The following is a 26,189-nucleotide window of genomic DNA, read 5'->3' as shown; positions in this document are numbered from 1 at the left end:
ATGTCAGTTGCCCCGGTCTATGAAGTAGTCGGCGATCTCCGTAAGGAGGCGTTTCTCCTCCGAGTCCGGGAGGATTGTGAGCGCCTTTTTTGCGACGACAGCCTTCTCAACAGCTATGGCCCTGATCTCATCGATGATGCCTGCAGCCTCCAGCCGGGCGATCAGGTCTTCGATCTCCTCGCCCGAGAGATCCTTCCGATACGGGGCGAGGTCGAGCCCCTTCTCGCGTGCCTTGATCGCTATCAGGGTCTGCTTCCCTTCCCTGATGTCTGATGCACGGTCCTTGCCGCTCTTCGCGGTGCTTGCGAGGAGGTCGATGAGGTCGTCCTGTATCTGGAAGGCAACGCCGCTGTTTAACCCAAACTGGTAGAGGGCGTCGGCCTGGACCGGGGTCGCACCCGCGAGGATTCCCCCGATTGCGGCAGACGCACCGTAGAGCACGCCGGTCTTCTTGCTGACCATCTCCAGATAATCAAGTTCCGAGACGTCCGCCCGCTTCTCAAACGCCATATCCATGCTCTGTCCCTCACAGATCTCGGCGCACGTCCGGGCGAGCATCTTCGTCGCCCGGATCTTTGCAGAGTCCCCGGCATCCGAGAGGCAGATGAACTCGAAGGCCTTTGCGTAGAGGACATCGCCTGCAAGGATAGCGGTCGGCTCATCCCAGACCATATGCACCGTCGGGACGCCGCGCCGCGCGACGTCGCCGTCCATGATGTCGTCATGGATGAGGGTGAAGTTGTGGGTCAACTCCAGCGCGAGAGCCGCCGGGAGCAGGTCGTCCGAGCTCCCTTTCCTCACCGCATCCGCAGAGAGGATGACGACCGCCGGGCGGAGACGCTTCCCGCCTGCAAGCAGCAGGTGGGCGCTCGCCCGGAAGAGGTCGCCGTGGACGTCTGCGAAGTAGCGGTGGATCATCTTGTCGATTCTGTCAGCATTCTTCTCCAGGTAGTCTTCAAGCATCGTCATGCTCTATCTCCTACTTTATCAGCACGTTCTGCCCGTTTCTCATGATGTGGAGATCGTTTCCGAGGGTGTACCCGATCTCCTCCGCGAACCTCGCATAGCCCCCGGTCATACCGATATCGCCGTGCGACGGGACGACGTGCTGGGGATTTAAGAGGTGCAGGAACTCGTAGTGGTCCTCTTTGTAAGCATGGCCCGAGACGTGAAGGTTATCGAAGATCCGCACACCTGCCATCTTGGCACGGGCCTCGACAAGGTAGCGCTGCCCATAGTTCATCGGGTTCGGGATCACCTTTGCGGAGAAGAGGATCTTGTCGCCCTTCTCCATCTTGTAGGGGGTATCCCCCATCACGATCCTCGTGAGGATAGCGCCCGACTCTCCCTGGTGACCGGTGACGATCGGGAGGAACTTGTCCTTCCCGGTCTTCATGATCCGCCGCAGCGTCCTATCGACGGTCCGGCGGTTACCGAACATCGAGAGGGACTCGGGGAAGCCGACCAGTTTCAACTGTTCGGCCGCCGAGCTGTAGCGCTCCATCGACCGCCCGAGCAGGACCGGTTTTCTGCCGATCTCGTGGGCGCACTCGGCGATGGTCTTGACACGGGAGATGTGCGATGAGAACGTGGAGACAAAGAGGGCGCTCTTATCGTCCTCGTAACTCGTGATGGTATCCCGCACGAGGTCCCGCGCTATCTTCTCGCTCGGGCATCGCCCGTTGTCGGCGATGTTAACGCTCTCCGTGATGAGGGCGATCACACCTTCCTTCCCGATCTGCCGCAACCGTGCAAAGTCCGGCGGCTCCCCGAGAACCGGCGTCCGGTCCAGTTTGAAGTCGTTTGCGTAGACGACCGCGCCTCTTGGCGTATGCAGGACCGGAAAGACGGTGTCGATGATCGAGTGCTGGGCCCGCACGAACTCGAGCGTGAGTTGCGGGGAGATGGTGTAGCGCTGTCCGGCCTTCAGGGCGAAGAGTTTATTGTTCACCCCGAACTTCTGTTCGCCTGCAATCTGCTGCCGGATCAGTTCCGAAGTATAGGGCGTGCTGATGATGGGCGCATTGTATCGGTGTGCCAGTTTCGGTATGGCACCGATGTGGTCCAGGTGCCCGTGTGAGCAGACGATCGCCTTGACACTCCCTTCTACCGCATTCATGATGGTGTCATCAGGAATGGCCTTCATCTGGATCAGGTCCAGGGAATGCATGTTCTCAATATCAGCATCCTCGTGGATCATCACCTGGTCCAGACGCAGACCCATATCAAAGATGACAATCTCTTTTCCGCAGCGGACGGCAGTCATATTTCTGCCGACTTCGTTATACCCGCCCACTGCTATGATCTCGATATCCATGTAGCCTCCTTGTTGAGATTTTTTGTGGTTAGTCACTGATTTCAATCATTTGCCGGGTCAATCCGGTTATATACGCCCGTGTGTGACGGAGGTCCTGTGGTCTTCGGGATCCCGTCAGGAACATCGCCACGCGAAGTTCGCGGTGTATCGCCTCAACGGCTGCAAAGAGCGCTTCTTCGCTCTCCATAGCCGGTTTTAGGAGGGGGAGCGCCATGCCCCCGAGATCCGCCCCGAGTGCGACAGCCTTCGCGATATCGACTCCTGAACGCAATCCGCCCGTCGCAATGATCGGGCCTCCTACCGTCCTCACCTCACAGAGGCTTACCACCGTCGGTATGCCCCAGGAGAGAAACGCCTCCCCGAGATCGGCAAGGTCGGAGCCGTTTGCCCTCAGGCGTTCTATCTTCGCCCAGGACGTGCCTCCGTGGCCGCCGATATCGATGGCGCTCGCCCCTGCGCCCCGGATTAACCTGGCAGTCTCGGCTGATATGCCGGAGCCCGTCTCCTTCACGATGACCGGACGGGAGAACTCTTTGCAGAGGTTGCGGAGCGCTTCGAGGCACCCTTCTGCGTTATGATCGCCTTCCGGCTGAATCGATTCCTGGAGGGAATTGATATGGATGGCGATCGCCTGTGCATCGATCATCTCGACAGCCCGCTCTGCCCACTCGATGCCGTGGTCGCGGAGCTGGACGATTCCGAGGTTCGCACAGAGGAAGGTATGTGGCGCTTCCTCCCGCACGACGGCGAAACTCTTCTCCAGTTCGGGCTTTTCCAGTGCCGCTCGCTGAGAACCGACGCCCATACCGAGGTTATACCGCTCGGCGACGCGTGCAAGCCGCCGGTTTACCTCGAGGGTGTCCGGATGTCCTCCGGTCATCGCTGCAATGAAGAGGGGGGAGCCGAGGGGGGAGCCGAGGAACCGTGTTTTCAACTCGATTGCATCCATATCGCATTCGGGAAGAGCGTTATGGACCAGTCTCACGTCCTTAAACCCGGCATCACCGGTCTCGATGGGTTTTTCACAGCAGATGAGCAGGTGATCCCGTTTCCTTGAGGATGTAGCGGTATCTCCTGTCATGCTCTGCCTCGCTTTGTCACGATCGTTCCGCCGTGCTCCGTGCCGTCCAGGAACCGGCCGATCTTCGAGATATGGAAGATATGCGCATCGGTGCCGGCATCGGCCAGCGCGAGGAGTTCTCTGATCTTGCCCTGCATGCCTCCGGTCACGTCGGTGCTCGCCGATCCGCCGATAGCAAGCGACGCCGCTCTACTCCGGTCGATGTACGGGACGATCGATCCGTTCTCCAGCACGCCGGGAACGTCCGTTGCAAGTCCCACGCGCCGGCTCCCGAGAGCAACGGCAAGACGGGTCACCAGCTGGTCGCCTGAGACGATGCATGATCCCCGGAGAAGGTCCATCACCACGTCGCCGTGCAGCACGGGCACAATGCCGTGTTCTGTCATCTCGGCGATATGGCGGGTCTCGAACGAGACCAGGCGCCCGTCTTCGGCGAGAGCCAGGTCGAACGGGTGGATGCCGATTGCTTCGACGCCCGCATCCCGCAGGGCTCCGACGACCGCGGCGTTCAGGCTCGAGACGGCGGCGTGCGTCTGGTAGACGCCGGGGACGTTCTCCCGGGTGAGGCCATCGTTGATACGATAGCGCCGGGCCTCCGGGTGTCCGCACGACCCTGCGCCGTGAACGAGCACGAGTGCGGAGGCTCGCCGGGCGGCGAGCTCGTCGGCAACCTCGTGCAGGCGGGCGTGATCGATCGCGCACTCGCCCGACTTGTCGGTGATCACGCTTCCCCCCAGTTTCAGTATCACAGTCTCACTCATGCTTCTCTTTTCTCGCGCCGTCGGTGTCTATCGTGGTGATGATTGCTTTTCCCTCGCAGGCCTCGATGGCCCCGGCAACCCGGCTCTTTGCCCGCCGCGGGCAGAGGGCGATGATGCACCCGCCGCCTCCTGCCCCGGTGATCTTCGCCCCGTAGGCGCCGCTCGCCCTTGCCGCAAGCACGAGTTTGCTGCTTGCGGGGTGCCCCACACCAAGCGCTTCCAGGAGGGCGTTGTTCATATCCATGCACTGCCCCAGGTCCTTTGGGTTGTTGATGTTATGGAGGGCGGTAAGCGTCACGGCCCCGATGGCATCCAGTATCGGGTTTGCAATCTCCGGGTGCTTCCTCTGGAGGTTCCCGACCTGTTCCACCATCTTTGCGGTGCTGTGCGGCACCAGGGTATTCCCCACGACGAGCTGTAAGCCCTGCGGAGGGAGCCGCCGCTTGGAGTTCCCCGTGATGAGGACCATCCCGCCATTTGCGCAGACGTAGGTGTCGGTAGGGCTTGCCCGCCCTTTCTGGACCTTCTTCTCGATAGCGTACGCGACATCAGCGATATGGTCGCGGGTATGCCCCAGACCGAACTCGTCGTTGATCGCAGAGAGCGTCGCCACCGTCACCGCAGCTGACGATCCGAGCCCGGATGAACTCTGCAGTTGCGAATGAACGTAGACGCTTCCCCGGACGCCCATCCGTTTGAAACACTCGTCTATGTAGGGCGATTTCGGGCGCGTCGGGTTTCGGGATTGCCTCACCGTGACATAGACACGAGGCTTTATCGCCATCGCGACCCCTGGCTTCCCGTAGACCACTGCATGCTCGCCGAAGAGGAAGACCTTACCCGGCGCGCTCCACGTTGCCAATTACACCACCGCTATCGCCGCGTACCCCACTACCTGATCGAGGTCTCCCGTCACATCGCCGCTGGTCGTGTACCGCAAAAGTTCCCCACGCTCTGCACCGAGCGATCGGCAGGCGATGCACATGCTCGCGATCGGACCGTATCCACAGACCGTAGCGCCACTCTCCCGGAGCCGTCGGTAAAACTCCGGTATGTCCAGAGTCGCGAGCGCATCGATCGCGGAGAGGTCCTGTCTGCGTGCTACCCTGTCCGGGATGTAGTGGGAGAAGTCGCTTGAGGCGACGATCCGCACGTTCCTTCCTGTGCGCTCGATCGCCCGGAGCACCTGCTCCGCAAGACTTGCCGCCGCCCGGTAACTCTGGTCGCCCATCAGGATGGGTGCAATCCTGGCTCTTGGGAACCGATACTTGATGAACGGCATCTGCACCTCGAGCGAGTGTTCGTTCTGGTGGGCCGCCTCATCGATCTCGATACCCAGTACATCGACAAACTCCCTGTCGAGATCGACGATCCCGAGAGGCGTCTCCCACGGCACGGCGGAGGCGCAGGTCGTGTACCCCCGGTGACTTGGACCGACGACAACAAACGTGCCGTCAAAATCAGGTGGTATGCTAGAGAAGGCACAGGCCCCGGTCTCTCCCGAGTAGACGTAGCCTGCGTGGGGAGAGACGATGCCCCGGGCATCGATCCCGGGGGATCTGCTCCGGAAGAACGTCTCCAGCAGTTGCTCCAGATGCCGGGGCTCGGCAGGATAGAACATTCCCGCTACACTGCATGGGCGCATATCCATCAGATGAGCTCGTGTGCCTTCAGGTCTTATAACTCTGTCTCAAAGTCTTCGGGAGTGAGCGATGTGGCTACACCGCGCAGGTGGAGCATCTCTTTGGTCAGGAGATAGTAGATCATCGAGAGTGCTTTCCGTCCCTTGTTGTTTGTCGGGATGACCACGTCGACGTACTTCGTCATGTTGTTGGTGTCGCAGAGAGCGACGATCGGGATCCCTGCCTGGACCGCCTCGGTGATCGCCTGGGAGTCACCGATAGGGTCGGTCACCACGATCACGTCGGGTTCGATGTACTTGTTCAGGCGCTGGTTGGTGAGCATCCCGGGGATGAAGCGGCCGATAACTGCCATGCCGCCGATCGCATCGGCGAACTTCTTCGCCGGGTACTGGCCGTACTGCCGGGACGTGACGACCAGGATCTTCGCCGCCTCGTATTCCGAAAGGAACTTCGCGGCGGTCTTGACCCGCTCGTCGGTCGCCTGGATGTCCAGGATGTAGAGCCCATCCCCGCGGACGCGGTAGATGAACTTCATCATGTCTTTGCTCTTCTGCTGGGTGCCGATGTGCACACCGGCGGCGAGGTATTCCTCGACGGGTACCAGGGGTTCTTTCAGTTCGATTTCAAGCTCATTTCCAGTCAAGTTAGATCAGCTCCTCTATCCGAATCAGTTCGTTCAGTTTGGCTATTCGCTCCCCGCCGACCACACCGGTCTTGAGGAAGATGCATTCAAATGCGGTGGCAAGATGCGCGATCGTCGCGTCGGTGGTCTCTCCGGACCGGTGGCTCATGACCGTCTCCATACCGCTCTCCTGAGCGAGGTGTATCGCCTCGAAGGTGTCGGTGAGGGTTCCGATCTGGTTCGGTTTGATCAGCACGCAGTTTGCCGCGCACGTCTCGACGCCTTTCGTTATCCGTTCGACGTTGGTCACGAAGAGGTCGTCTCCGCAGATCAGGCAACGGTCCCTGACCTGATCGGTCAGTTCGGCGAACGCATCGAAGTCCTCCTCAAAGAGGGGGTCCTCGATGTAGATGAGGTTGTAGCGGTCGACCAGGTCGGCCATATAAGCGATCTGGTCTTCACGGCTCCGCGTCGCATCCTTGTAGCGGTACTGCTTGCCGTCCCAGAGTTCGCTTGCCGCCACGTCGATCCCCATCCGGACCTCAACGTTCATCTCATCAGAGACTGTGGCAATTGCTTCACTGATGATCTCGAACGCCTCGATGTCGGTTATGGCAGGCGCCCAGGCGCCTTCGTCCCCTTTACCGGAGAGTTTGCCCTGCTTCTGCAGCATCGTTTTCACTGCCCGGTGAACGGCAGCGTTCACGAAGACGCCCTGCGATGCGCCGGAAGCCCCGGTGGGAACCACCAGGAACTCCTGGATGGACGTGGCATTCGGGGCATGGGCACCTCCGCCGATGACGTTCCCCAGGGGTAGGGGTGTTTCGCCGGCAAATGCGCCGCCCAGGTACCGGAAGAGTTCCAGGTTCAGGGACGATGCAGCCGCCTTTGCACACGCAAGCGAGAGTGCTACGGCGACGTTCGCGCCAAGCGAACTGAAGTCGGGTGTCCCGTCGTTCTCTCTCAACAGTGCGTCGAATGTGATCTGATCGCGGGTGTCCTCACCGATGAGCGATGGAATCAGGTTCTTTTGTGCATCATCGATAGCCTCGCGCGACGGCCGTACCTTCGCCTCGTAGGTTCCGGTGCTGGCGCCGCTCGGTGCGGCAGCCCGTCCAAAGCCGCAATCTGTGTAGATCTCGGCCTCGACGGTCTCGTTTCCGCGGCTATCCAGGATCGTTCTCAGGATAATCTGTTCGATGGTCGTCATCAGATCAACTACTTTCTCTTCACCGTAATAGGGATCACGTCTCGATCGAACTCTTCAAGCGCGATCTCGAGCGGCTCTGTTTTTGTCGTGTTAACCAAAACAGGTGCACCCATCGATATCTGCAGAGCACGAGCCCCTATAATTCGTGCTCGTTCGTATCGGGTATATGATTCCATCGTGTAGCCTCAAAATCATTAATGATAAAATGGGGTCGCTGAGATTTGAACTCAGGTCACAGCATCCCGAACGCCATAGGATGGCCAGGCTACCCCACGACCCCTCTCATTGATACGGGTTCAGGTCCTCCACCAATACCTTGTGTGTCAGCAGCATCCGCCTGCAACAGTAACGTTCCAGACCGAGATCGTCGAGGATCCGTTTTGGATCCTCGCCCGCATCCCGCCGCTCCTCAAACTCCTTCCAGGCTGTAGAGATGACCTTACCGCATGTAAAACATCGTACGGGTATCATAATAATGGTCCTGCATCCCTTATATCTCTTTTGCTCACCGGTAGGACTTCTGGAACCTTGCCCGTGCACCCGGGCCGTGCGGCTTCTTGGTTTCCTTCTGCCGTGAGTCGTTCACGAGCAGCGTCCGGTCGTACGCGAGAAATACATCCTTAATCTGGGGATCGTTGTGCCACTCTACAATGCCGCGCGCGAGCGCCGTCCGGACTGCCTCGGCCTGGCCCATCGTTCCGCCGCCGGCAACATCGATCGCCGCATCGACGCCGTCGAGTGCGTTTGGAACCAACAGCAACGGTTCGGCGATCTTCATGCGCGTCAACTCGGTCCCGTAGATCTCGAGAGGCACTGAGTTGATGCGGATCCGGCCGTTGCCGGGCTTTAAGGTCGCTCTGGCGATTGCCGTTTTTCTCTTACCGCTTGTATTGATGATCTTTGCCATCCCATCACCCTCACTTAATATTTTGCTCCGAGGTTGGTGCTTATCGCCCCGATCGTTATATACCTTGGGCTGCTCAGCCGGTCGATATGGGCCATGTCAAGCGTCTCGGTCTCCATCCCGACGAACTCCGTCGGCACCCCGACGTAGGTCTTGATCCGCTTGAATGCGGCGACGCCACGCTCGCGCTTGTACGGGAGCATGCCCCGGATGGTGCGCTTGACGATATGGTCGGGCCTGCGCGGGAAGAACGGGCCGCCTTCACGGGATCCCCGTTCGCGCTTCGTGTGATAATTCGCGAGCACATGCGCCCGGTTTCCGGAGACGATTGCCTTCTCGACGTTCACGAGGGCAATCTCCTCGCCGGCAAGCGCACGCTGTGCGACGATGCTGGCCATTCTCCCGAGCAGTAATCCGTCTGCATCGATAACCGTTACCATTCGTCTCACCTGAGGATCCGTACCATGCTCCCCTTCGGGTTATCCCGGAGGAGGTCCTCGATAGTCATACACGTCCCGTTGGCACCGGTGATCTTGCTCACCGCAGCCTCGGAGAAGTCCAGCGCGGCGACCTTCACCGGCAGGTTCAGTGCACCGCTGCCGAGCACCTTGCCCGGCACCAGGATCGTCTCGCCTTCGTTTGCGTAGCGGTCGATCTTGCTGAGGTTCACCTCGGCGTAGTTCTTCCGGGGTGCATCCAGCCTCTTTGCAATCTCACGCCAGATGTTCGCCTCATGCACGCGCGACGCATCTTTCAGCGTCACAATCAGGGCGGCCAGCCGGGGGTTCGATTTCGTCTCGGTTGTCTTCTTCATTCAGTCCCCTCTCCCGTTATCTCGTTCATCACGTCTACCAGGTCGTCTGATGATCTCTGTATGTATTGGAGCGCTCTCTCGATGATCTCCCGGACGGGCATCGATCCGTCGCTTTCCACCACGAAGATGAATATCTCTGCATCGAAACCGATACTGATGGCCGGCTCGGTGCCGATGCCGCCGGCAAGGCATGCCCGCTCGCAGAGTTTGCAGAGGGAGCAGAGTTCCTGCCGCCCTTCGATGACCCGGACGTTACCCTGTCCGGCCTCAAGCACGCCGCGTGGACATTCGTCGATGCACATGCCGCACCCGTCGCACTGCTCACTGATGGCTATCTTGGGGTAATTCTTGTACCCGCAGGCGGTGGTCGCCTGCCACTTGGCATGCTCCTTTCCGGTGCTGACGATAGCATACGCCTCAAGAACGATCTTCTGCTCTTTCGCGAGATCGATGATCGGGATCTTCTCCTCTGCCGGTGGGGCGTCGGGGTCCTGGGGTATCAGGTCGCTTGAGTAGACTGTCTTCGGCCCTTCGACGGAGAGCGTGTAGGTGGCGGTGCAGACCGGACACCCGACGCCTTCGCAGGCGCATTCGCCACGCGGCACGTAGCGCTTCAGGTCGGTCCGCAGGGGGATGAGCCCCAGCCGGTGCGCCAGCATCTCATCGAAGAGGACGCTTGTGTTATCGTAGATACGGACATCTTCGATGGCGAGCGTCGGCACTTCGCTGATCATCGCCCGCCGCAACATATTGGCAAACGATGTGGAAACGCCGGTTATGGTGAATTTGGCGACTCTCTCGTCCAGTCGAGAAAACGCTATCTCCATTACACTCTCCTTCCTCTCCGGCCGCCCTTGCCGCGGATGCTGTCGTGGGGCACCGGGGTGACGTCTTCGATGCGGCCGATCCGCATCCCTGCACGGGCAAGGGCGCGGATCGCTGCCTGAGCGCCGGGGCCCGGGCTCCGCTGCTTGCCGCGTCCGGGTGCGCGGACCTTCACGTGGACGCCGGTGATCCCCTTGTCGCGGGCGTTCTGTGCGACCTGGATTGCCATCTGCATGGCTGCATACGGCGAGCTCTCGTTTCTGTCCTGCTTCACGACCATGCCGCCGCTGCTCTTGGTGACGGTCTCGGCCCCGGAGAGGTCGGTGACGGTGATGATGGTATTGTTAAAGGAGGCAAAGATGTGTGCAATGCCCCATTTCTCTTCTGCCATGATATTACCTCATTCCTGCACGGGCGATGCGGCTTCTCTCGGGATGAACGTCGTTCGTGAACGGGGAGGGGCCGTAGTAGGTGATCTCCTGCTCTTCTGCCCGTGCAACCCGGTAGCCCGGAATGGTCACCCGGCGGCCGGCGATCGCGATGTGGCCGTGGGTGATGAACTGGCGGGCCTGCTTGGGGGAGCGTGCGAGCCCCTTGCGGAGCACCAGCGTCTGGAGACGGCGATCGAGTTGCTGCTCCACCTTCAGCGCGAGGATGGCGCCGATATCGGCGCCTTCGCCGACGAGGCCGTAGCGGTAAAGGTGGTTGGTGAGCTCCTCGGTCTTCTTCTGGTACTCATCCTGGCCGATGCCGCCTGAGCGCAGCGCCACCAGCTCACGGGCGGCAGCGCGGTACTTCCGCAGCACGCTCTGGGCTTTCCAGAGTTCACGCTTGTTCCTCAGGCCGTAATCGATGATGAGCCGCTTCTCGTCCTCAAGTCGTGTCTTTTCGAACCGCCGCTTGGGCGTCGCGTATTGTTTGTGGTTTTTTCCTGGATATCCCATTCAATCACCGCTCAATCTTTCTTTCTCTTGACGCCGACGGTCGTGCCGGTCCTTCCGGTAGACTTGGTGCGCTGACCGCGAACCTTCTGCCCGGTCTCGTGCCTGATGCCGCGGTAACTGCGCATCTTGCGCATGCGGTTGACATCGTCGTCATTCATCATGGTAAGATCGGTTCCGAGGAGGTGGCGGACTTCTCCGGTGTAGATGTCCTTTGGCCGGTTTACCATCCAGTCGGGCACCTGTTCGGTGTACGTATCAACGGCGTTTGCGATCCGCGCGACCGACTCGTCATCGAGTTTGCCGAGGATAGCGCGAGGGTCTACGCCGGCGAGGGCGGTGATGGTGCGCGATGTGTGCGGACCAATGCCCTTGATCCCGGTCAGTGCGATATGCACTGCCTTGGTGCCGTCGAGGTCAGTGTTCCTGACTCGAACAAAGTACTTTATCTCTTCATCATCCATGTGATCGCCTCATCATCGACGTTGTCGGTGAAAGCGCTGAGGGAGGGATTTGAACCCTCGAGTCCCAGGGGGACACAGGTTTAGCAAACCTGCGCCATACCAGGCTTGGCTACCTCAACATAGAACTTCGCATCTTTCGACACTCGCAACACACGGGGTGCTGCTCCAGACACAGCATTCTATGACTTGTGCTTACTAATTTTAGTGAGCTATCCTAATAACATTTGCGGTGGTTTCAGGGGGCGGGGCGGGCCCGCCGGACCCCGCTCCCGATCAGCCCCGACGCAACGATGGGGAGTGCAATCGTGGCGTCGCAGAAGCACTGGACGCGCGGTGACTCGGGTGCCTCCTTGCCCCAGCTGATCGCCTCCTCAAACGTGCACCCGGAGAGGCCGCCCCAGTGAGGGGCGTCGGTGGTGTACTGGACGGCGTAGGCATGCCCCCCCAGATGCTGCTCGTGGATCGAGGCGATGACCTGGGTCTGCTGGATGAAGTTCTTCGGCACACCGCCGCCGACGTAGATGACGCCGGTCTTCTTCGACTCTTCGACCATCCGCGTGATCTCGTCGGTATCGGCGATCTGGTCGATATCGACCTTGACCCCCCGCCGGCGTGCCATGACGAGGCCGATGCCGATGGATGAGTCGCCGAGGGCAGGGATGAAGATGGGAACACCGTACTCGGCGCAGGTGGCGATGAGCGACCGGCCTTCGGGCTTCCGTTCACGGAGCCATTCCCCGAGACGCCGGATGAACTCCCGCGACGAACCCCGGAACGGCGCGATCTCGTCGGCGAACCGTGCGATCTCAGCATCGATGCTCCGGAACTCCTCCTCGTACGCGAAGACGTCGTAGATGCGGTCGATCCCCTCCTCGAAGAGTGCCGCATCGTCGGCGTGGTGGTGGCCGAGGTAGTGCCGTACGCCGAGGTGCTCGCAGGTGTCGTGGAAGATGTTTGCACCCGTGGAGACGATGACGTCGACGTAGCGGTTCCTGACGAGCTCGATCAGGATGTTCTGCATGCCCGCCGGGATCATCGCGCCCGAGAGTCCCATGAATATCGTGCAGTCGGGATCGTCGATCATCCTGGTCCAGACGCCGAGCGACTCCCCGAGCTTTCGCCCTTGAAAGCCGGTCTTGCTCATGGACAGAAGGAGTGCCGTTACGTCCCTGTTCGGTTTGACTGGCTGCGTTGGTCTCATGGAAAAGTCCCGATACCTGTTTCTGGCTGCGAACCCTTAATGATTGGCACCGGTCCGGGGCGTATGGATGTTCCGGTATGATTGTGCGCCGCTCTCCTGGCGCCGGGCCCGCCGGCGGATGGAAGAGGGGGCCGGCCAGGGTTCACGCAGGCTGATGCGCCGGATTCTTTTTGGGCGTGGCGGACGCCGAGCGATCGTCCGCGAACGGGTGCAAAATGGTCTGTTCACCACCGAGCAGTCTCCACCCGCCGGAGGAATCGCTCGACGACCCACTCGTTCCTGACCTCCGGGTGGAAGAGAAGGCCGTAGAGGGGGAGCGAACGGTGCCGGATCGCCTGGATGCACCTCTCCGAGGCGGCGAGGGGTATGAACCGGTCCGGGACCAGGACAGCATATTCATGCACCTCATACGCGGGAAAGGTCTCCTTCTCCGCAAAGAGGGGGTCGGGCGCGAGCACGTGGACGTCGGTCATCCCGATCTCGCAGCACGGCTCGGTGCCGCCGCCGAAGGCCGACGAGAGAACCCGCATGCCGGAGGATATGCCGAGCACCGGGCGCTCGAAGAGAGGAAGCCATGAGAACCGCTCGGGATGCCCGGCAAACCCGGTGTCCTGGAGCGCTGTCCCGCAGAGGACCACGGCGTCCGCGGCCTCGATCTCCGGTGCGCTGAGGACCGCGTAGTGGCGGGTGGTGAACTGCGCTCCGGCCTCGCGGAGGAGCCGTTCGACCGGCCTGACGAACTCGTCCCGGGAGAGTGAGCCGTCCCGATAGCAGAGGTCGATGAGCAGGATCATCGCGCCACCAGCCTCGCCCGCTCGATCCGGAGGACGCCGTTGTAGTTCCGGTAGACCGTTGATGCCCTCTCGATCGCGATCCGCCGGGAGAAGAACGGGGCGTCGGTGACGAACGTCTCAAACTCTCCTCCTTCGCCGGTGAGCGTGATCCCGTACTTCCGGGCTATCGTGCGGAGTTCGTCGAGGGTGCGGCGGTCGATCTCCCTTCCGAGCCAGGACTCGTCGAAGGGGCAGGCGAAGACACCGGCGATGATGACCGCAAAGCCGGCGTCGATGAGACTCTCCATGTAGGCCTCCTGGTCCGCATGCCAGAGCGGGTTGAAGCACCAGAGGCCCAGGTCATGGCAGACCCGCTGGACTCGTGTCGCCTGGTAGACCGAGAGGATCGCCCCGGTGACGACGCCTCCTATCCCGAACTCTTCGCTGGCCTGGAGGAGGGCCTGCTTCAGGTCCAGGAGCTCCGTCTCCTTCTCTCCTGCCGTCTCCACCTCCACGAGCGGGAGCCCCGCCGCCTCAGCCTGCAGTGCGGCGAGGCGGATGTTCGGGGTGTGGAACATGTAACTCTCCGGGTTCCTTGAGACGACCGTGATCAGGCAGGCTACCTCCTCTTGCTGCATCGCCTTCCAGCAGGCGAAGAGGGAGTCTTTCCCGCCGGAGAAGAGTACGCCGAGTCTCATGGATTGTTCCGGTACCTTTCTGTCCGGGGCACGGATAACTCCTGCGGTGGCAGCCTCTGCGGGGCCCTGTCTGTGGTCCGTGAGCGGGGCCATAGTGCCTCGTTTCGCGCAACCGCGAGATTGCCGGGAGCTGTTGGCGGGGAGGATCAGGATTATATGGTGTCGGATCTTCACTCCGTGTGAGCGCACCCGGGTCATATCACGGGAGGCATAGAACATGACGGCGAAGCATGGGAACCCAGAAGAACAGCTTGAAGCGGTGGTTGATTGTGTCCTGGTGAACTACCGGGGAGATCCCGAATCGCGGGAGCGGCTCGTCCATGTGATCCTGGCGTGGGCGGAGGAGCACCCGGACGAGTGGGATGAATTGCAGGCACGCTGCCAGCAGCGTCACGAAGCGCTGGCCTGAGGCGGTCCCGGTACCCGTTCAGGTCCGGGACGGGCCCCTGTTCCAAAAAGGTGATGCCAGGACCCTTATAGGGCCTGGACAAGCGCGTTTCTGGTAACGACGCCTGTTATCTTGCCGTTCTGCATTACCGGGACGGAACTGATATTCTTCTTGAGCATCAGGTCGATGACGTCGGAGATGTCCGTATTCACATCCATCGAGATCAAGGGTGTGCTCATGATGTCACGCACGAGGAGGTTCCGGATCCGATACTCCTGGCGGGTATCTTCCACCATATCCTTGAAGGCGTAGAGCGCTTTTGCGACATCGGTCTCCGTGACGATACCGATGACCTGATCGCCCTCTTCGACGATGAACCGGTTGATCTTGCCGTCCAGCATCCGCCGCCGGAGGTGGACGGCCCGCTCCTCGACCTGGATGGTGTTTGCCGTTTCCACGACGTCCGTGAGGGCCCCAGCCGGCCGGAGCACCTTCAGGAGGTCGCCTGCCGTCACCTGTCCGATGAGGCGGTGCTCGGCATCGAGCACGACGACGAGTTTGTAGTGCTGGAGCAACGGCACCAGAATATCGAGGCTCTGGTCCGGGTACGCGGAGGTGAAGTTCTCCTCGACTGTGTTCGCGACATGAATGGATGTGGCTTTCAGCGCCTGAGTCTTCTTGCTCCCGAGCGTCTCGGCGATTGCCGCCCGAGACGTAGTGCCGATGACCGTGCCGTTGTTGGTCACGATGAGCGGATCGACGCCCTCATCGAGCATCTTCTCGAGCGCTTCGCTGACAAAGGCGGACTTTGCGATGGTGACCGGTTTTGTCATCACGTCTTTGACAAGAATCTGATATTTCTCGCTCATTTTGCCACTTCCTTAATGATATCATCTCTCTTGAGCACGCCCCGGAGATCACCGTCCTCCGTGACAACGAGACTGTTGATCTGGTTCTCCAGCATCAGCCCGACGGCATCCTGGATAGACGCATCGGGGGGGATGATGATGACCGGACGGCTCATGATGTCTTCTGCGACTGCTGATACCTCGACGACGTATCTGAAGCGTTTCTGCCCTCCGGGCTCATCTCTCCGGAGGCGCGTGACGTCTTTGCTGGGCAGGTTCATCCGGTCGTCCAGATACTCATAAAATGCGAGGTTACTCTCCGTAATGATTCCTGCAAGGCTTCCATTGTCGTTAACGACAATAAGTTTATCGTTTTTCCCCTTTATCGTGTCGATGACATGGTCGAGTGAATGATACCGGTTGACCGTGACCGCATCCTCCATAAGATCGCCGACCCGGGCAGGGAGCCCGCGCACATGGGTTGAACGCATAACATCCAGTTTGGTGACGATACCGGTCACCCTGCCGTTGTCGACGACGGGCAGCCCTGATATGTCCTTATCAAGCATTGTGGCTGCAATGTTGCGAATACTGGTCTCCGGCGTGACCACGATAGGGTTCTGTGCCATCAGGACGCTGACCGGGATCCGGTCGATCGGGCGCCGCCGCCACATCGGTTCCGTCTGCCTGAGCCGGTAGGCGATATCCTTCTTGGTGAGGATACCGCGGAGTTCATCCCCTTCCATGACGGGGAGCCTCGACACACGGTGTTTGAGCATCTGGTTTCGCGCATAGGCGACGTTGTCGGCCGGTGCAACGACGTACACCGGGGCAGACATCACATCAACGGCACGCATTCTTCTTCACTCCTCTGCAAATGCCTTTACAAGGTCGTATTCCGTCACGAGTCCGACGAGGTGCGAGTCCTCTATGACGGGGAACGCCCCGACACGACGCTGGATCATCTCGATGGCGATATTGTGGATGTTCCGGTCCGGCGTGGTGGTGTGGAGTTCCCCGGAGAGGAGCGACCGGACCGGTGCTCCCATCACCTCAGCGGAATCCCCGGTTGTCAGCCGCTCGAAGGCCTTTCCCTTCCCGAGGTAATTCATGATATCGGTTGCGGTAACGATACCGCAGAGAACGTCGTCCACGACGACCGGAAGCCGTCTGAACCTGCACTTCACCATCTCCCTGCAGACGCTGCCGATCGGGGTGTCGGGGCTGGTGACGCGCACCGACGCCTTCATGACATCCTCTACCCTGCGGCTCGAGTGCTCGGTGGTGAGCACCTTCATCACGTCACGCTCGGTCACGATTCCCTTCAGTTCTCCGTCAGCGTCGGTAATGGGGATCCCGCCGACGTTTTTGTTGACGATGATATCGACCGCATCGGCGATGCTCCCGGTGATGGGCATGGTGACCAGGTGCGGGGTCATGATCTCGCGGAGACCTTCGTTGATTGCGGCAAGAAAGTTCCCCCCGTGTTTCACCTGCACGAGGTTCGACTTGTCGCCGCCGCCCATGAAGTCGATGATGTCGCTGACGGTCACGATCCCTCTGAGATGGTGCGTCCCCGCGTCGACGATCGGCAGCCTCCGGAACCCCTCCCGGGTCATGATCTCGACTGCCTGGATGATCGTGGTGGTCCGCTGGGCCGTGACGACGGATCGCGTGGCGATCGCCATGATCTCGCCTTCGTGATCGGCGATCCGTGTCTTGAAGTCGACGGGTCCGCGGTCGTGTTTGCCCGGCATCTTGAGGAGCCGGTCACCTGGCTTCTTCTCTGAGTTATTCGAGTTCGATTGCATGGTATCACTCCTTTGGGGTTGAGATAATCGGGAATGCCTTCACCGGGGGAGACAGGTCAGGACGTCGTGGCGGTCGATGACGCCGGCGAGCCTCTTTCTCTCATCGATGACCGGGAGGATACTGATATCGTGGTCGACCATCAGTCGGCTCGCCGTCGCAACCGGGTCGTCGGGCGCGACCGTGATGACGGGGGTCGTCATCACCCGATCCACGGTGGTGTCGGCCTGGTTCTTCACCGATGTGCGGACGTTTCCGGCGCGCAGGAGGTCCCGGCGGGAGATGATGCCGATGACTTCGTTCTTCTGCACCACCGGAAACGCGATAAAGCCGCTTGTGACGATCAGGTTATAAATGCGGTGTATGGGGTCCTCCGGGGAGCAGGTGACGGGTTGGCGCGACATGACGTCCTCGACCCTGCCGCGTGGTTCGTTGCGGGAGATCAGGACCGGGAAGAGTTCGGAGAAGAGCACTCCCCCCTGGAGCGCATCACTTTCGTCGACGATTGCGGCACTGTTTGTATGAGCCGTCATGATGGCGAAGGCGACCTCTGCAAGGGGCGTATCCGGGGCGACCTGGGCGGCCTCCTTGATAAAGCCCTTGACGGTGATGTTTGATTTGGTGTCCATCACTAATAGGACGTCGGATATGTCGAGGTAACCCATCAGCCGATCTCGCTCATCCACGACGTAGAGTTCGCGAAAGATGTCTTCCCGCAGGACGCTTCGTGCTTTCGTGACGTAGTCGTCATAGCGCAGGGTGGGAATATCCCGCATCAAGTTTGAGGCCACTTTCATAGCAACTGTTCCTCCTCCCGACAGACGGGACAGAGCATAAGGTTGTCGACCCTTGATAAGTCGTCGGACATATTCCCGCACCGGTCGCAGACACCCATAGCGTACTCTTCTTCGCGGTTGATCTCGATGAGGTCCGCCAGCAGTTCGTTCACCTCAGTCGCGATGGTGAGGATATCCCTGACCGTCACGATCCCGACCACCGTCTGATTCTCAACGACGGGAAGCCTGCGAACGCGGTGCTTCACCATCATTGCCGCCGCATCGCCAACCAGTTTCTCTGCACCGATCGTGATCAGCGGGGTACTCATGATCTCGCTGACATGAATCTTGCCCGGTTTTAAGTCTTTTGCTACGACCTTACAGTTGATGTCCTCCTCCGTGACGATCCCGGTGGGCAGGTTATTCTGTAGCACGATGCAACTGCCGACTCCATCCCGGCACATGGTCTGCGCCGCTCGGGCGACTGTCTCCTCCACATCGATGGTCGTCGGATGGCTCTGCATGACCTCCCTGACCGGTATGCGTGTCTCGAAGCGGATGGTATCGTTATTATTCATCATGGGATTCTCCTGATCTGGTCGCTATATGGGCTGATTCTTCGGGTGCAACTGTATCTAGGTTTTGACAGTATAAAAGAATTCTCACGCTCCCTGATTGCTTTTTTCCTTCAGAATGAGGAGAATGCGCTGCACGGAACATATAATTATATTTATTTGGGAGTTCCATAACACACCTAAGTATAGGCAAATCGGCCTACTTGAGGGAGATTAATGACGTTCTTAGTTCGTACAAAACAGAAGATCTCGCGGTTCTTGAAGACGCTCTTTAAGAAGCGAGCTTCCCGCATCGGGATCTACGGGCCTCCCAATGCCGGCAAGACGACGCTTGCAAACAGGGTCGTGCGAGACTGGGTCGGCGACGCGGTCGGGCCGGTCAGTGAGGTGCCCCATGAGACCCGCCGTGTACGGCGCAAGGAGGATATCACCATCACAAGCCAGGACGGCCATTCGATCACCATCGATATCGTCGACACGCCGGGTGTGACGACCAAGATCGACTATAACGAGTTCGTCGAGTATGGGATCAATAAGGAGGAGGCGATCAAGCGGGCGCGGGAGGCGACCGAGGGCGTTGCCGAAGCGATGCACTGGCTCCGCGAGGATATCGACGGCGTCATCTACATGCTTGATGCCACGCAGGACCCGTTCCAGCAGGTGAACATCATGCTTGTCGGGATCATCGAGAGCCGGAAACTCCCGATCCTGATCGTCGCGAACAAGAATGATCTCCCTGACGCCTCCCCGGCGCGGATCAAGAGTGCGTTTCCCCAGCATCCTGTGATCTCTATATCCGGTCTTGAGGGGAACAACATGGATGAGTTGTACGAAAAGATGGCGTCGTATTTCGGGTGATGGAGATGATACAGGGTGTACAGATAGACCTTATTTCGGCGGAGCGCCTCGATCGACTCACGGCAATGGAGAAGATCCGCCTGATCCTCGATGATGTCATGGAAGGGAACATCGTTGTCCTGGAGAAGGGTCTCGCGCCGGATGAGCAGAGCAAGCTCATCGAGATCACGATGCGCGAGATCGCGCCGGACGGGTTTTCCGGGATCGAGATGGAGACCTACCCGGTCAGGGATGCTCCGAACGGCCTTTTCGGGAGACTCTTCGGGGGCAAGCGCTCTGAGACACGGCTGACCGTGATCGGGCCTGCAAACCAGCTCAAGACGCTCAAGAAGGAGAAGGATCTCATCAGTGCGTGGGTCTCTTCCTCAAGGTAACGGATAGTACGGGTGATATAGATGCCTCACAAGTGTACGCAATGCGGCCGGGAGTTCGAGGACGGTTCGACGAAGATACTGAAGGGATGCCCGAGTTGCGGCGGGAAGAAGTTTCTCTACATCCGTGAGGCCGAACGGCACGACGACGTGCTGAAGGAGAAGACCATCGACGATATCGCCCGGGAGACCGGAGAGGATGTGCTTGAGGTCCAGCGGGATCGACAAAAAGAGGAGATCGAGGTCTTTGAGCGGATCGAGAGTATCCGCATCCTCGGTCCCGGTTCGTACGAACTAAATATCGATAAACTGGCCCGGTCCGACGAGGTGGTCGTCGGGCTGGAGAAGGAGGGAAGATACCGGGTTGATATCCTCTCCATGGCCAGGAAGAAGAAGTGACCCTCGTTCGGACGGGAACCCGGCGAATTCTCTCTCCCTCTCTCGACCTAAAACTTAAATATTCTCACCCCCCTTTTTGAGCTACAAAACGTAACCCGACACTCGATAGCGCATGCCGGGGCGACGGTTTCCTGTATGAGAGCATGAACCTTTCATGAGTCGTTGCGCGGATCGGGTTTCTCGATCTCCGCTCTCATGCACCCGGTCCCCGACTGCCGGCCTGCCTGTACGCAGCGGCGAGTGTCGATTCGGAGGTATATCTATGAGAACGACGTATCTATCATCCCTTGACGAGGTTCCCGGCATCAGCGCAGAGGATCGTGCCTGCCTCGCGCCGATAACAGATCTCTTTGCGTTCCGCGCGAACGATTACTATCTCTCGCTGATCGACTGGGAGGACACGAAGGACCCCATCCGGCGGCTGATCATTCCTTCTATTGGGGAGCTTGAATCCTGGGGGTACTCCGATCCGTCCTCAGAACACCGGTATACCCGGGCGCCGGGGTTGCAGCATAAATATCGTGAAACGGCTCTGTTGCTCGTGAGCGACGTCTGCGGGGGTCTCTGCCGCTACTGTTTCCGCAAGCGCCTCTTCATCGGGGATGCCCGGGAGGTGAAGAAGGACATCTCCGAGGGGCTCCTCTACATCCGGGACCACCCGGAGATCACGAACGCCCTGCTCACCGGGGGCGACCCGCTGCTCCTGGAGACCGGCCGGCTGGAGGATATCATCGGCCGGATCCGGGAGATCGACCATATCGAGATCATCCGGATCGGGACGAAGGTGCCTGCCTACGACCCGTACCGGATCGTCGACGATCCGGCGCTTCTCGATACGATCCGGCGCTATAGCACGGACGAAAAGCGGATCTACATCATGACGCAGTTCAACCATCCGCGGGAGCTGACCGATGTGGCGTGCCGGGCGGTCGCGCTCCTGCAGGAGGCGGGAGCGGTCGTGATGAACCAGACCCCGCTGATCCGGGGAATCAACGACGATCCGGAGGTGCTTGCGGCGCTTTTCGATAAACTCTCGTTCATCGGAGCGAACCCCTACTATGTCTTCCAGTGCCGTCCGGCGACCGGCAACCGGACGTTTGCGGTGCCGGTGGAGGAGTCCTACCGGATCTTCGAGCAGGCCCGGACGAGGTGTTCGGGGCTTGCGAAGCGGGCAAGGTTCGTGATCTCCCACGCGACGGGGAAGATCGAGGTCGTGGGCCGGACGGACGGGTTCACGTTCTTCAAGTACAACCAGGCGGCAGACCCGGAGGACCTCGGCCGGTTCATGGTCTATAAGAGCAACCCGGAGGCCTACTGGTTCGATGACTATACGGACCTGGTGGACGAGGGGAGGGTCTGGGGGCCGGAAGACGATGCCCCGGACAGATCGGCGCCGCCGGAGATGGGATGCACGCCGGGGTGACGGGGGGGTTTACCTGCCCTGCCTGATGGCTTACCTGCCGTTTCCGGCGCATCCGCCATTGATCCCGGGCGGATGGCGGAGGGGTTACCGGGATACAAGACTTCTGCAGAGGTCATATCGGCGTGGGCTCCGCCCCATACCCCACTCGAATACTCATCCGTTTCAGCCCTCGACATCGCCGCTACGAGGACACCACGACACCTGTCTCTCTAACGTATAGTCAATCAGATCTCCTCAACGATCCGCCGGTCCTCCACGTGATCGAGCACCTCAAGGAACCGCCTTTTTCTCGCGTGCTTATGCCGCAGTTCCCCGAGATACTCCTCCCACTCCGGGGTCTCCATGTGTGACCGCAGTCTTCTCAGGTACCGCAGGGACTCTTCGTACGACCGCGGGCGGGCTTCGGCGATGAGCCTCTCCGCCTTCTCCCTCCAGATGGCGTTCGCTCGCTCCGGATACGCATCGACGACCGCATCCGCGACACGGTCCTGCCTCCGGTAGTGGTCAATCCTGTCTTCTTTCCATCGGTCGTACCAGTGGAGGATCTCGTCCGATCTCTCCTCTGCAATCGCGATCTCGATAAGCGTGTCGGCGACCGGAGCGGTGCTCTCTCTTCGCGGCGCCCGGACCCCCACGCCCGTGTCGGGAAGCACCCCGGGGATTACGCCGCTTCCTGCCGGGGGCCTTTCCCCGCCGATCAGATAGCGCATCGCAGCATCCCTGACCTTGTCCCGGACCCCGGCACGGCGCGCCGCCTCCATCAGGTCCCTGAAAGCCGGGTACGTCGGTTCATAGAAGAACGCTTCAGCGCGGACTGCGGCTACGGCAGGCCGGTTCCCCTCTCTCTCCCATATCTCGCGCAGGATGGTCCGGAGTTCGTCGGCAATGCCGGGAGCCATCTCCTCCGTCTCCCGGATGCCCCGGTAGATCCATTGCAGCGCCTCATCGCGCTGCCCCTCGCGGAGCAGGCGTGCAGCGAGGTCCGGATAGGTATCCGTCCTGCCGGTCTCCACTATCCGAAGGCGTGTCGCTTCGTCCTGCCGGCCCGCCTTATCGAGCGCCGTCACGATCATGGTTACGAGACGATTTCGCCGGTATCGTGGGGTAAATCCACTGTCTTCCTGTACGGGGGCGATATCTTCCAGCCGCTCCAGAAGCCGGTCTGCCGCGATACTCCACTCCTCTTCCGGGAAGTCTCCTGCGAGCACTCTCCCTGCTCCCGTGCAGAGGCCGTACCCGTCCTCAAGTTCGGCCTCGATCGCGTAGAGTATCTTCTCGTGGGCGGGCCGCGGCGAGACGGCGAGGGCGGAGAAGACCACATCCATGCACGACGCGATCTGATCGATGGTCTCGCCTTCGTCATCGACCATCTCGACCGCTCCAGGCCCTTTTTGCAGGAGAACTTCTCCGGCCAGGACGACCTCGTCGGCATACCCCATCGAGAAGAGGATCTCCATCTTCTCCTGCACGCGGGAGTAGTCGGGGATGCCGCCGTCCCGGTACTCGTCCCGCGACCATTCATCGGCGGCAGCATCGATCTCGGAGAGCAGCGCATCGACAAGCAGGCCGGCACCTGTCGCTGCAATGCTACGCCGATCGTCGATTGCTCTTCTTATGTGAGGGTCGTACCGGGCCAGGGTCTCGAGGAGGTCGATCAGGTCTTCTTTTGTCATCTCTTCGAGAGAGGGGCGCAGGGATGATTCCGGTGATGGGGCAGTATGCTCCGTGAAATCCGGATCGAGCAGCCGCAGCCTCGGGTCGTCTTCGGTCGCGGCCGGGATGGGAAGACCGATCTTCACCGATTCGAGGTATTCCAGCACGACGGCGACGGCATGCTTGCATGAATCCCCCACGGGGCAGGTGCACCTGGATTCGATGGATTCACCGTCCGTGGAGACGGTGGTTGCATACCTCTCGGTGCCGGCCACCCATGCGATCAGGTCTCCCCAGGGAAGGCATGCAAGATCCCGCACCCGCCCTTCACGCTGGTAGCGTTTACCGCGGGAGAGCGTCTTTGCGCCCGCCCATTCATCCAGATCTCCCCAGGTCAGCGTCCTGAAAATATCAGAGGTTTCGGGTTCTCCTGCCATGCGAACCGCCTTTTATGAGAAGTTGAAGTACCCGGATCATGATGAATGCTTTGACCGGCGCCCGGGATAGAGACCCGCACCGTGAGCGCTTGGGGCTGCGCGGGAAGTGCCCGGCGGATCGGATCTGCTGATGCCGGGTAACAGAGGACGAATGCGCCTCTTCCTCGTTCCGGCTCCGGTGCCGTGACCCGTCCGGCGAGTTCTCCTTCGGCACGTTCGTCCGCGATGCCGTCCGCAATCACGATCCGGGCGTCTTCGGGGGTAGGTGAGGAGGCGAGGAGCTTCTGTCGGGGTCAGAGGATTCATCTCAACCGTCAAGAAGCACAACCGCCCGGTATTACAGGAACTGGTGAAGGTTCGAGGGGGCACCTTTCATCCCTACGACAGCGCAACGAATTCCCTGAACAGTTACTTCCAATCTTTTAAGATTGCCTGATACAGGCCAGTACCCCGGTATAAAATGATTGGAAACTTGCCGATCTGTTTCTGTCCGGAACCATACCTTTAGAAATTTCGGATGCAGATTTTATTTTTTGTAAGGGCCCTGGGTAGCCCGCCTGCTGGAGTACTCGCTCAAGCGCCTCCCAGGCATTAACAACTGCATCCGGATCCCGGTACCGCTCTTTAGCCCCCAATGTCAGGGGTACTCCGGGATATGCAGCGGCAAGGGCCTCTACGTCTCCAAGAAACCAGGCTTCAAGTTCTTCTATCGCTATCCTGTTCAGAACTTGAAAAGTATCATCGTTTGGCGATGAACTTTTTGTCGAGAGACCTGCCTCTATTGCGATTGTTTCCATCTGTCTCTTCAATACCATGCAGTCATCGCGATCTCTGTCTACCAGAACAACAATACGATAATCTCGTGGGATCCATTTCTTGTATGCTCGTAGCCTGCCAGGCAACTTGCCCAGAAGATCCTTCTTGCCATTAAATGGGTGGATGTTGAATGAATCCTCATCCCGTATCATTTTCGGGAGTAAGTTGTCCATCGCAGCACGTGTCGACTCTTCCTCAAGGAGAACTTCGAAATGCACCGGATCACCCTGTCAATCGAGCCTGAATGGTGCGATCGGCACGTTTCACTCTGCTTCCTGCTCCTTCGGGCTCATCAAAAGGGAAATATTCCTCCATCCAGAGATCGCCTAGTTTTGCACCTTCTTCGACGAACTCTTTGACTCCTCTCAACTCCGATGCCCTTTGAGCCTGCGTATATCCCTGCTCACTCCGATAGAGGATCCAGACTTCTTCCGGGGCGAGGGCATTCACGAAGATCGGTGAATGGGTGGTCACCATCAACTGCGTTCTGGTCGATGCAGCTCTGAATTCCTCGGCGAGTACTGCGAGATGGCGGGGATGGAGCTGATTTTCCGGCTCTTCGATGCCAATGAGGAGGGGGGGTTCCGGGTCGCTCAGCATGGTAAGGTATGCGAGCATCTTCATTGTTCCATCTGAGGCGAACTTTGCAAGTACCGGTTGCTCAAACGGGGCATCTTTTATCTGAAGGAGGAGTCTGCCGTCCGCAAGAAGGACCGAATCGACCTTTTCGAGGCGGGGAATCCTCTCAGAAAGAGTGGTCAGTATTGCGTTGAGGGTGCCAGGGTGCTGTTCCTTGAGATACTGGATCACGTTTGGCAGGTTGTCGCCGGTTGAAGAGAGATGCTCCTGCGGCCCGGCCTCAGGCAACCCTCTCGTCGCATCTGCACTCAGATATGAGAGATACCATCCTGTGATAAATCGACGAAGGGCGCTGACACGGGGATGCTTTGCAAACTGGCCGAGCGTATTGACGGCGAGAACCTCCGGTGAATCAAGCGTTTCTTCTTTACGTTCGTCCTGCTCATCAGGCATTTCCCCGGTGATCACTTCGCCCGATCCGTTCCTGAAATCAAGGAATTTAAATGGCTTTCCGTTTGTTTTTCGACGCCATTGAAGCCACTCTTCTGCAACGTAGGGACCCTTTTTACTCTCCCCGATCGCGAGATGATATGTTATCAGGGGAGAGCCCGGCCGTTCCCGGTATTTCAACTCGATGATGATGTCGCCTTCCGATCCCCTTGTTCTGAGTTCTTTGAATCTGCCCCGCTTATCCCATGCTCTTCGCAGCCCGGTGGTAAAACATTCCGAGAGGAATGCAAAGACATCAAAAATGGTTGATTTTCCACTCCCGTTAGGGCCAAGGAAGACAGTAAATGGTTGGATGTCTTTTAGTTCCAGATCAGAGAGGGCACGGTAATTTTTCACCTTAAGGTATTCAATTCTTGGCGGAGGTTGATACAGGGGTCTGTCGGGTGGCATCATAACTCCATTATCACGTTTCTGTGCAATAACGTGTCCGATTATATGTTGTGATGGGGTATCTGTTTAAAGTGGCTTTGTCTCAGGTCAGAGCACCAATGAC

General features: G+C 59.5%; 33 protein-coding genes and 2 tRNA genes. 5 read left to right on the top strand and 30 right to left on the bottom strand.

Going from position 1 to position 26,189, the window contains the following annotated elements; translation table 11 throughout:
- Nucleotides 1–3: 3 nt before the first annotated feature.
- The 22 genes from PLN84_RS06690 to PLN84_RS06585 form a co-directional block, all read right to left on the bottom strand.
- Complete coding sequence (locus PLN84_RS06690; RefSeq protein ID WP_292558792.1) at nucleotides 4–969, bottom strand: polyprenyl synthetase family protein; 966 nt, start codon at nucleotides 967–969, stop codon at nucleotides 4–6.
- Nucleotides 970–979: 10 nt separating this feature from the next.
- The gene (locus PLN84_RS06685) at nucleotides 980–2,317 is read right to left on the bottom strand and encodes an RNase J family beta-CASP ribonuclease (RefSeq protein ID WP_292558791.1); all 1,338 of its coding nucleotides are present in this window, start codon (nucleotides 2,315–2,317) and stop codon (nucleotides 980–982) included.
- 28 nt (nucleotides 2,318–2,345) lie between these two features.
- Nucleotides 2,346–3,398 (bottom strand): type 2 isopentenyl-diphosphate Delta-isomerase, encoded by a 1,053-nt coding sequence (fni, locus tag PLN84_RS06680; RefSeq protein ID WP_292558790.1) that lies wholly within the window; start codon nucleotides 3,396–3,398, stop codon nucleotides 2,346–2,348.
- On the bottom strand, nucleotides 3,395–4,159 hold the full coding sequence (locus PLN84_RS06675) for an isopentenyl phosphate kinase (RefSeq protein WP_292558789.1): 765 nt from the start codon (nucleotides 4,157–4,159) through the stop codon (nucleotides 3,395–3,397). The genes fni and PLN84_RS06675 overlap by 4 nt, the downstream gene beginning before the upstream one ends.
- Nucleotides 4,152–5,021, bottom strand: coding sequence for a mevalonate kinase (mvk, locus tag PLN84_RS06670; RefSeq protein ID WP_292558788.1), 870 nt, complete (start codon nucleotides 5,019–5,021; stop codon nucleotides 4,152–4,154). Before mvk ends, PLN84_RS06675 begins: the two co-directional genes overlap by 8 nt.
- Nucleotides 5,022–5,810 (bottom strand): AmmeMemoRadiSam system protein B, encoded by a 789-nt coding sequence (gene amrB, locus PLN84_RS06665; protein WP_292558787.1) that lies wholly within the window; start codon nucleotides 5,808–5,810, stop codon nucleotides 5,022–5,024.
- Between the two features lie 26 nt (nucleotides 5,811–5,836).
- Nucleotides 5,837–6,445: a 30S ribosomal protein S2 gene (gene rpsB, locus PLN84_RS06660; RefSeq protein ID WP_292558786.1), complete on the bottom strand. Its 609-nt coding sequence runs from the start codon at nucleotides 6,443–6,445 to the stop codon at nucleotides 5,837–5,839.
- A 1-nt stretch (nucleotide 6,446) separates the two neighbouring features.
- Complete coding sequence (gene eno, locus PLN84_RS06655; protein ID WP_292558785.1) at nucleotides 6,447–7,634, bottom strand: phosphopyruvate hydratase; 1,188 nt, start codon at nucleotides 7,632–7,634, stop codon at nucleotides 6,447–6,449.
- A gap of 8 nt (nucleotides 7,635–7,642) precedes the next feature.
- On the bottom strand, nucleotides 7,643–7,810 hold the full coding sequence (locus tag PLN84_RS06650; RefSeq protein WP_292558784.1) for a DNA-directed RNA polymerase subunit K: 168 nt from the start codon (nucleotides 7,808–7,810) through the stop codon (nucleotides 7,643–7,645).
- 30 nt (nucleotides 7,811–7,840) lie between these two features.
- Nucleotides 7,841–7,914: transfer RNA gene (locus tag PLN84_RS06645), tRNA-Pro, on the bottom strand.
- 2 nt (nucleotides 7,915–7,916) lie between these two features.
- Nucleotides 7,917–8,105, bottom strand: a complete 189-nt coding sequence (locus PLN84_RS06640; RefSeq protein WP_292558783.1) for a DNA-directed RNA polymerase subunit N — start codon at nucleotides 8,103–8,105, stop codon at nucleotides 7,917–7,919.
- 34 nt (nucleotides 8,106–8,139) lie between these two features.
- Entirely contained in the window at nucleotides 8,140–8,541 is a 402-nt protein-coding gene (locus PLN84_RS06635) for a 30S ribosomal protein S9 (protein WP_292558782.1), read from the bottom strand.
- Between the two features lie 14 nt (nucleotides 8,542–8,555).
- Entirely contained in the window at nucleotides 8,556–8,978 is a 423-nt protein-coding gene (locus PLN84_RS06630) for a 50S ribosomal protein L13 (protein WP_292558781.1), read from the bottom strand.
- A 5-nt stretch (nucleotides 8,979–8,983) separates the two neighbouring features.
- A complete protein-coding gene (locus tag PLN84_RS06625; protein WP_292558780.1) occupies nucleotides 8,984–9,352 on the bottom strand; it encodes a 50S ribosomal protein L18e in 369 nt (122 codons plus the stop codon).
- Nucleotides 9,349–10,179 (bottom strand): DNA-directed RNA polymerase subunit D, encoded by an 831-nt coding sequence (locus tag PLN84_RS06620; RefSeq protein WP_292558779.1) that lies wholly within the window; start codon nucleotides 10,177–10,179, stop codon nucleotides 9,349–9,351. Before PLN84_RS06620 ends, PLN84_RS06625 begins: the two co-directional genes overlap by 4 nt.
- Nucleotides 10,179–10,568, bottom strand: coding sequence for a 30S ribosomal protein S11 (locus tag PLN84_RS06615; RefSeq protein ID WP_011844637.1), 390 nt, complete (start codon nucleotides 10,566–10,568; stop codon nucleotides 10,179–10,181). The genes PLN84_RS06620 and PLN84_RS06615 overlap by 1 nt, the downstream gene beginning before the upstream one ends.
- A gap of 4 nt (nucleotides 10,569–10,572) precedes the next feature.
- On the bottom strand, nucleotides 10,573–11,121 hold the full coding sequence (locus PLN84_RS06610; RefSeq protein ID WP_292558778.1) for a 30S ribosomal protein S4: 549 nt from the start codon (nucleotides 11,119–11,121) through the stop codon (nucleotides 10,573–10,575).
- A gap of 11 nt (nucleotides 11,122–11,132) precedes the next feature.
- Complete coding sequence (locus tag PLN84_RS06605; protein WP_292558777.1) at nucleotides 11,133–11,582, bottom strand: 30S ribosomal protein S13; 450 nt, start codon at nucleotides 11,580–11,582, stop codon at nucleotides 11,133–11,135.
- Nucleotides 11,583–11,616: 34 nt separating this feature from the next.
- A tRNA-Ser gene (locus PLN84_RS06600) sits at nucleotides 11,617–11,701 on the bottom strand.
- Nucleotides 11,702–11,817: 116 nt separating this feature from the next.
- The gene (locus PLN84_RS06595) at nucleotides 11,818–12,783 is read right to left on the bottom strand and encodes a deoxyhypusine synthase (protein ID WP_292558776.1); all 966 of its coding nucleotides are present in this window, start codon (nucleotides 12,781–12,783) and stop codon (nucleotides 11,818–11,820) included.
- A 224-nt stretch (nucleotides 12,784–13,007) separates the two neighbouring features.
- A complete protein-coding gene (locus tag PLN84_RS06590) occupies nucleotides 13,008–13,577 on the bottom strand; it encodes a hypothetical protein (RefSeq protein WP_292558775.1) in 570 nt (189 codons plus the stop codon).
- The gene (locus tag PLN84_RS06585; protein WP_292558774.1) at nucleotides 13,574–14,254 is read right to left on the bottom strand and encodes a diphthine--ammonia ligase; all 681 of its coding nucleotides are present in this window, start codon (nucleotides 14,252–14,254) and stop codon (nucleotides 13,574–13,576) included. Before PLN84_RS06585 ends, PLN84_RS06590 begins: the two co-directional genes overlap by 4 nt.
- Before the next feature lie 217 nt (nucleotides 14,255–14,471).
- Between PLN84_RS06585 and PLN84_RS06580 the strand changes: the two genes are divergently transcribed.
- Entirely contained in the window at nucleotides 14,472–14,663 is a 192-nt protein-coding gene (locus tag PLN84_RS06580; RefSeq protein WP_292558773.1) for a hypothetical protein, read from the top strand.
- Nucleotides 14,664–14,728: 65 nt separating this feature from the next.
- Here PLN84_RS06580 and PLN84_RS06575 read toward each other — a convergent pair whose 3' ends face one another.
- Genes PLN84_RS06575 through PLN84_RS06555 form a run of 5 tightly spaced genes read right to left on the bottom strand, consistent with a single transcriptional unit; the run spans nucleotide 14,729 to nucleotide 18,656 of the window.
- A complete protein-coding gene (locus PLN84_RS06575; RefSeq protein WP_292558772.1) occupies nucleotides 14,729–15,511 on the bottom strand; it encodes a CBS domain-containing protein in 783 nt (260 codons plus the stop codon).
- Nucleotides 15,508–16,347, bottom strand: a complete 840-nt coding sequence (locus PLN84_RS06570; protein WP_292558771.1) for a CBS domain-containing protein — start codon at nucleotides 16,345–16,347, stop codon at nucleotides 15,508–15,510. The genes PLN84_RS06575 and PLN84_RS06570 overlap by 4 nt, the downstream gene beginning before the upstream one ends.
- A gap of 6 nt (nucleotides 16,348–16,353) precedes the next feature.
- Nucleotides 16,354–17,301 (bottom strand): CBS domain-containing protein, encoded by a 948-nt coding sequence (locus PLN84_RS06565; RefSeq protein ID WP_292558770.1) that lies wholly within the window; start codon nucleotides 17,299–17,301, stop codon nucleotides 16,354–16,356.
- A 39-nt stretch (nucleotides 17,302–17,340) separates the two neighbouring features.
- Nucleotides 17,341–18,096, bottom strand: a complete 756-nt coding sequence (locus PLN84_RS06560; protein WP_292558769.1) for a CBS domain-containing protein — start codon at nucleotides 18,094–18,096, stop codon at nucleotides 17,341–17,343.
- A complete protein-coding gene (locus PLN84_RS06555; RefSeq protein WP_292558768.1) occupies nucleotides 18,093–18,656 on the bottom strand; it encodes a CBS domain-containing protein in 564 nt (187 codons plus the stop codon). Before PLN84_RS06555 ends, PLN84_RS06560 begins: the two co-directional genes overlap by 4 nt.
- A gap of 210 nt (nucleotides 18,657–18,866) precedes the next feature.
- On the opposite strand from PLN84_RS06555, the gene PLN84_RS06550 reads away from it, so the two are divergent.
- From PLN84_RS06550 to PLN84_RS06535, 4 genes are all read left to right on the top strand, one after another.
- Nucleotides 18,867–19,508 carry an Era-like GTP-binding protein gene (locus tag PLN84_RS06550; RefSeq protein WP_292558767.1) on the top strand — a complete coding sequence of 214 codons (642 nt, stop codon included), beginning with the start codon at nucleotides 18,867–18,869 and terminating at the stop codon, nucleotides 19,506–19,508.
- 5 nt (nucleotides 19,509–19,513) lie between these two features.
- On the top strand, nucleotides 19,514–19,882 hold the full coding sequence (locus PLN84_RS06545) for a DUF2073 domain-containing protein (RefSeq protein WP_292558766.1): 369 nt from the start codon (nucleotides 19,514–19,516) through the stop codon (nucleotides 19,880–19,882).
- 21 nt (nucleotides 19,883–19,903) lie between these two features.
- Nucleotides 19,904–20,278 carry a Zn-ribbon domain-containing protein gene (locus tag PLN84_RS06540; protein ID WP_292558765.1) on the top strand — a complete coding sequence of 125 codons (375 nt, stop codon included), beginning with the start codon at nucleotides 19,904–19,906 and terminating at the stop codon, nucleotides 20,276–20,278.
- Nucleotides 20,279–20,540: 262 nt separating this feature from the next.
- Nucleotides 20,541–21,701 carry a KamA family radical SAM protein gene (locus PLN84_RS06535; RefSeq protein WP_292558764.1) on the top strand — a complete coding sequence of 387 codons (1,161 nt, stop codon included), beginning with the start codon at nucleotides 20,541–20,543 and terminating at the stop codon, nucleotides 21,699–21,701.
- Nucleotides 21,702–21,925: 224 nt separating this feature from the next.
- Here the strand turns inward: PLN84_RS06535 and PLN84_RS06530 are convergent, their stop codons facing one another.
- The 3 genes from PLN84_RS06530 to PLN84_RS06520 all read right to left on the bottom strand — a co-directional run bounded on the left by PLN84_RS06530 (nucleotide 21,926) and on the right by PLN84_RS06520 (nucleotide 26,089).
- Entirely contained in the window at nucleotides 21,926–23,791 is a 1,866-nt protein-coding gene (locus tag PLN84_RS06530) for an SWIM zinc finger family protein (protein ID WP_292558763.1), read from the bottom strand.
- 422 nt (nucleotides 23,792–24,213) lie between these two features.
- A complete protein-coding gene (locus tag PLN84_RS06525; RefSeq protein WP_062262117.1) occupies nucleotides 24,214–24,825 on the bottom strand; it encodes a DUF4276 family protein in 612 nt (203 codons plus the stop codon).
- A gap of 4 nt (nucleotides 24,826–24,829) precedes the next feature.
- A complete protein-coding gene (locus PLN84_RS06520; RefSeq protein ID WP_348531976.1) occupies nucleotides 24,830–26,089 on the bottom strand; it encodes an AAA family ATPase in 1,260 nt (419 codons plus the stop codon).
- Between the last annotated feature and the right edge of the window lie 100 nt (nucleotides 26,090–26,189).

The sequence above is a fragment of the Methanoculleus sp. genome (assembly GCF_035363275.1).
Taxonomy (GTDB): Archaea; Halobacteriota; Methanomicrobia; order Methanomicrobiales; family Methanoculleaceae; genus Methanoculleus.
The sequence above is the reverse complement of the archived record's forward strand: the minus strand, read 5'-3'. Positions and strand labels throughout refer to the sequence as shown.

Bases quoted from the DNA above. Each gene is read 5' to 3' on its own strand.
- PLN84_RS06690 (WP_292558792.1), bottom strand. From the start codon at position 969: ATGACGATGCTTGAAGACTACCTGGAGAAGAATGCTGACAGAATCGAC.
- PLN84_RS06685 (WP_292558791.1), bottom strand. From the start codon at position 2,317: ATGGATATCGAGATCATAGCAGTGGGCGGGTATAACGAAGTCGGCAGA.
- fni (WP_292558790.1), bottom strand. From the start codon at position 3,398: ATGACAGGAGATACCGCTACATCCTCAAGGAAACGGGATCACCTGCTC.
- PLN84_RS06675 (WP_292558789.1), bottom strand. From the start codon at position 4,159: ATGAGTGAGACTGTGATACTGAAACTGGGGGGAAGCGTGATCACCGAC.
- amrB (WP_292558787.1), bottom strand. From the start codon at position 5,810: ATGGATATGCGCCCATGCAGTGTAGCGGGAATGTTCTATCCTGCCGAG.
- eno (WP_292558785.1), bottom strand. From the start codon at position 7,634: ATGACGACCATCGAACAGATTATCCTGAGAACGATCCTGGATAGCCGC.
- PLN84_RS06650 (WP_292558784.1), bottom strand. From the start codon at position 7,810: ATGGAATCATATACCCGATACGAACGAGCACGAATTATAGGGGCTCGT.
- PLN84_RS06640 (WP_292558783.1), bottom strand. From the start codon at position 8,105: ATGATACCCGTACGATGTTTTACATGCGGTAAGGTCATCTCTACAGCC.
- PLN84_RS06635 (WP_292558782.1), bottom strand. From the start codon at position 8,541: ATGGCAAAGATCATCAATACAAGCGGTAAGAGAAAAACGGCAATCGCC.
- PLN84_RS06630 (WP_292558781.1), bottom strand. From the start codon at position 8,978: ATGGTAACGGTTATCGATGCAGACGGATTACTGCTCGGGAGAATGGCC.
- PLN84_RS06625 (WP_292558780.1), bottom strand. From the start codon at position 9,352: ATGAAGAAGACAACCGAGACGAAATCGAACCCCCGGCTGGCCGCCCTG.
- PLN84_RS06620 (WP_292558779.1), bottom strand. From the start codon at position 10,179: ATGGAGATAGCGTTTTCTCGACTGGACGAGAGAGTCGCCAAATTCACC.
- PLN84_RS06615 (WP_011844637.1), bottom strand. From the start codon at position 10,568: ATGGCAGAAGAGAAATGGGGCATTGCACACATCTTTGCCTCCTTTAAC.
- PLN84_RS06610 (WP_292558778.1), bottom strand. From the start codon at position 11,121: ATGGGATATCCAGGAAAAAACCACAAACAATACGCGACGCCCAAGCGG.
- PLN84_RS06605 (WP_292558777.1), bottom strand. From the start codon at position 11,582: ATGGATGATGAAGAGATAAAGTACTTTGTTCGAGTCAGGAACACTGAC.
- PLN84_RS06595 (WP_292558776.1), bottom strand. From the start codon at position 12,783: ATGAGACCAACGCAGCCAGTCAAACCGAACAGGGACGTAACGGCACTC.
- PLN84_RS06590 (WP_292558775.1), bottom strand. From the start codon at position 13,577: ATGATCCTGCTCATCGACCTCTGCTATCGGGACGGCTCACTCTCCCGG.
- PLN84_RS06585 (WP_292558774.1), bottom strand. From the start codon at position 14,254: ATGAGACTCGGCGTACTCTTCTCCGGCGGGAAAGACTCCCTCTTCGCC.
- PLN84_RS06580 (WP_292558773.1), top strand. From the start codon at position 14,472: ATGACGGCGAAGCATGGGAACCCAGAAGAACAGCTTGAAGCGGTGGTT.
- PLN84_RS06575 (WP_292558772.1), bottom strand. From the start codon at position 15,511: ATGAGCGAGAAATATCAGATTCTTGTCAAAGACGTGATGACAAAACCG.
- PLN84_RS06570 (WP_292558771.1), bottom strand. From the start codon at position 16,347: ATGCGTGCCGTTGATGTGATGTCTGCCCCGGTGTACGTCGTTGCACCG.
- PLN84_RS06565 (WP_292558770.1), bottom strand. From the start codon at position 17,301: ATGCAATCGAACTCGAATAACTCAGAGAAGAAGCCAGGTGACCGGCTC.
- PLN84_RS06560 (WP_292558769.1), bottom strand. From the start codon at position 18,096: ATGAAAGTGGCCTCAAACTTGATGCGGGATATTCCCACCCTGCGCTAT.
- PLN84_RS06555 (WP_292558768.1), bottom strand. From the start codon at position 18,656: ATGATGAATAATAACGATACCATCCGCTTCGAGACACGCATACCGGTC.
- PLN84_RS06550 (WP_292558767.1), top strand. From the start codon at position 18,867: ATGACGTTCTTAGTTCGTACAAAACAGAAGATCTCGCGGTTCTTGAAG.
- PLN84_RS06545 (WP_292558766.1), top strand. From the start codon at position 19,514: ATGATACAGGGTGTACAGATAGACCTTATTTCGGCGGAGCGCCTCGAT.
- PLN84_RS06540 (WP_292558765.1), top strand. From the start codon at position 19,904: ATGCCTCACAAGTGTACGCAATGCGGCCGGGAGTTCGAGGACGGTTCG.
- PLN84_RS06535 (WP_292558764.1), top strand. From the start codon at position 20,541: ATGAGAACGACGTATCTATCATCCCTTGACGAGGTTCCCGGCATCAGC.
- PLN84_RS06530 (WP_292558763.1), bottom strand. From the start codon at position 23,791: ATGGCAGGAGAACCCGAAACCTCTGATATTTTCAGGACGCTGACCTGG.
- PLN84_RS06520 (WP_348531976.1), bottom strand. From the start codon at position 26,089: ATGATGCCACCCGACAGACCCCTGTATCAACCTCCGCCAAGAATTGAA.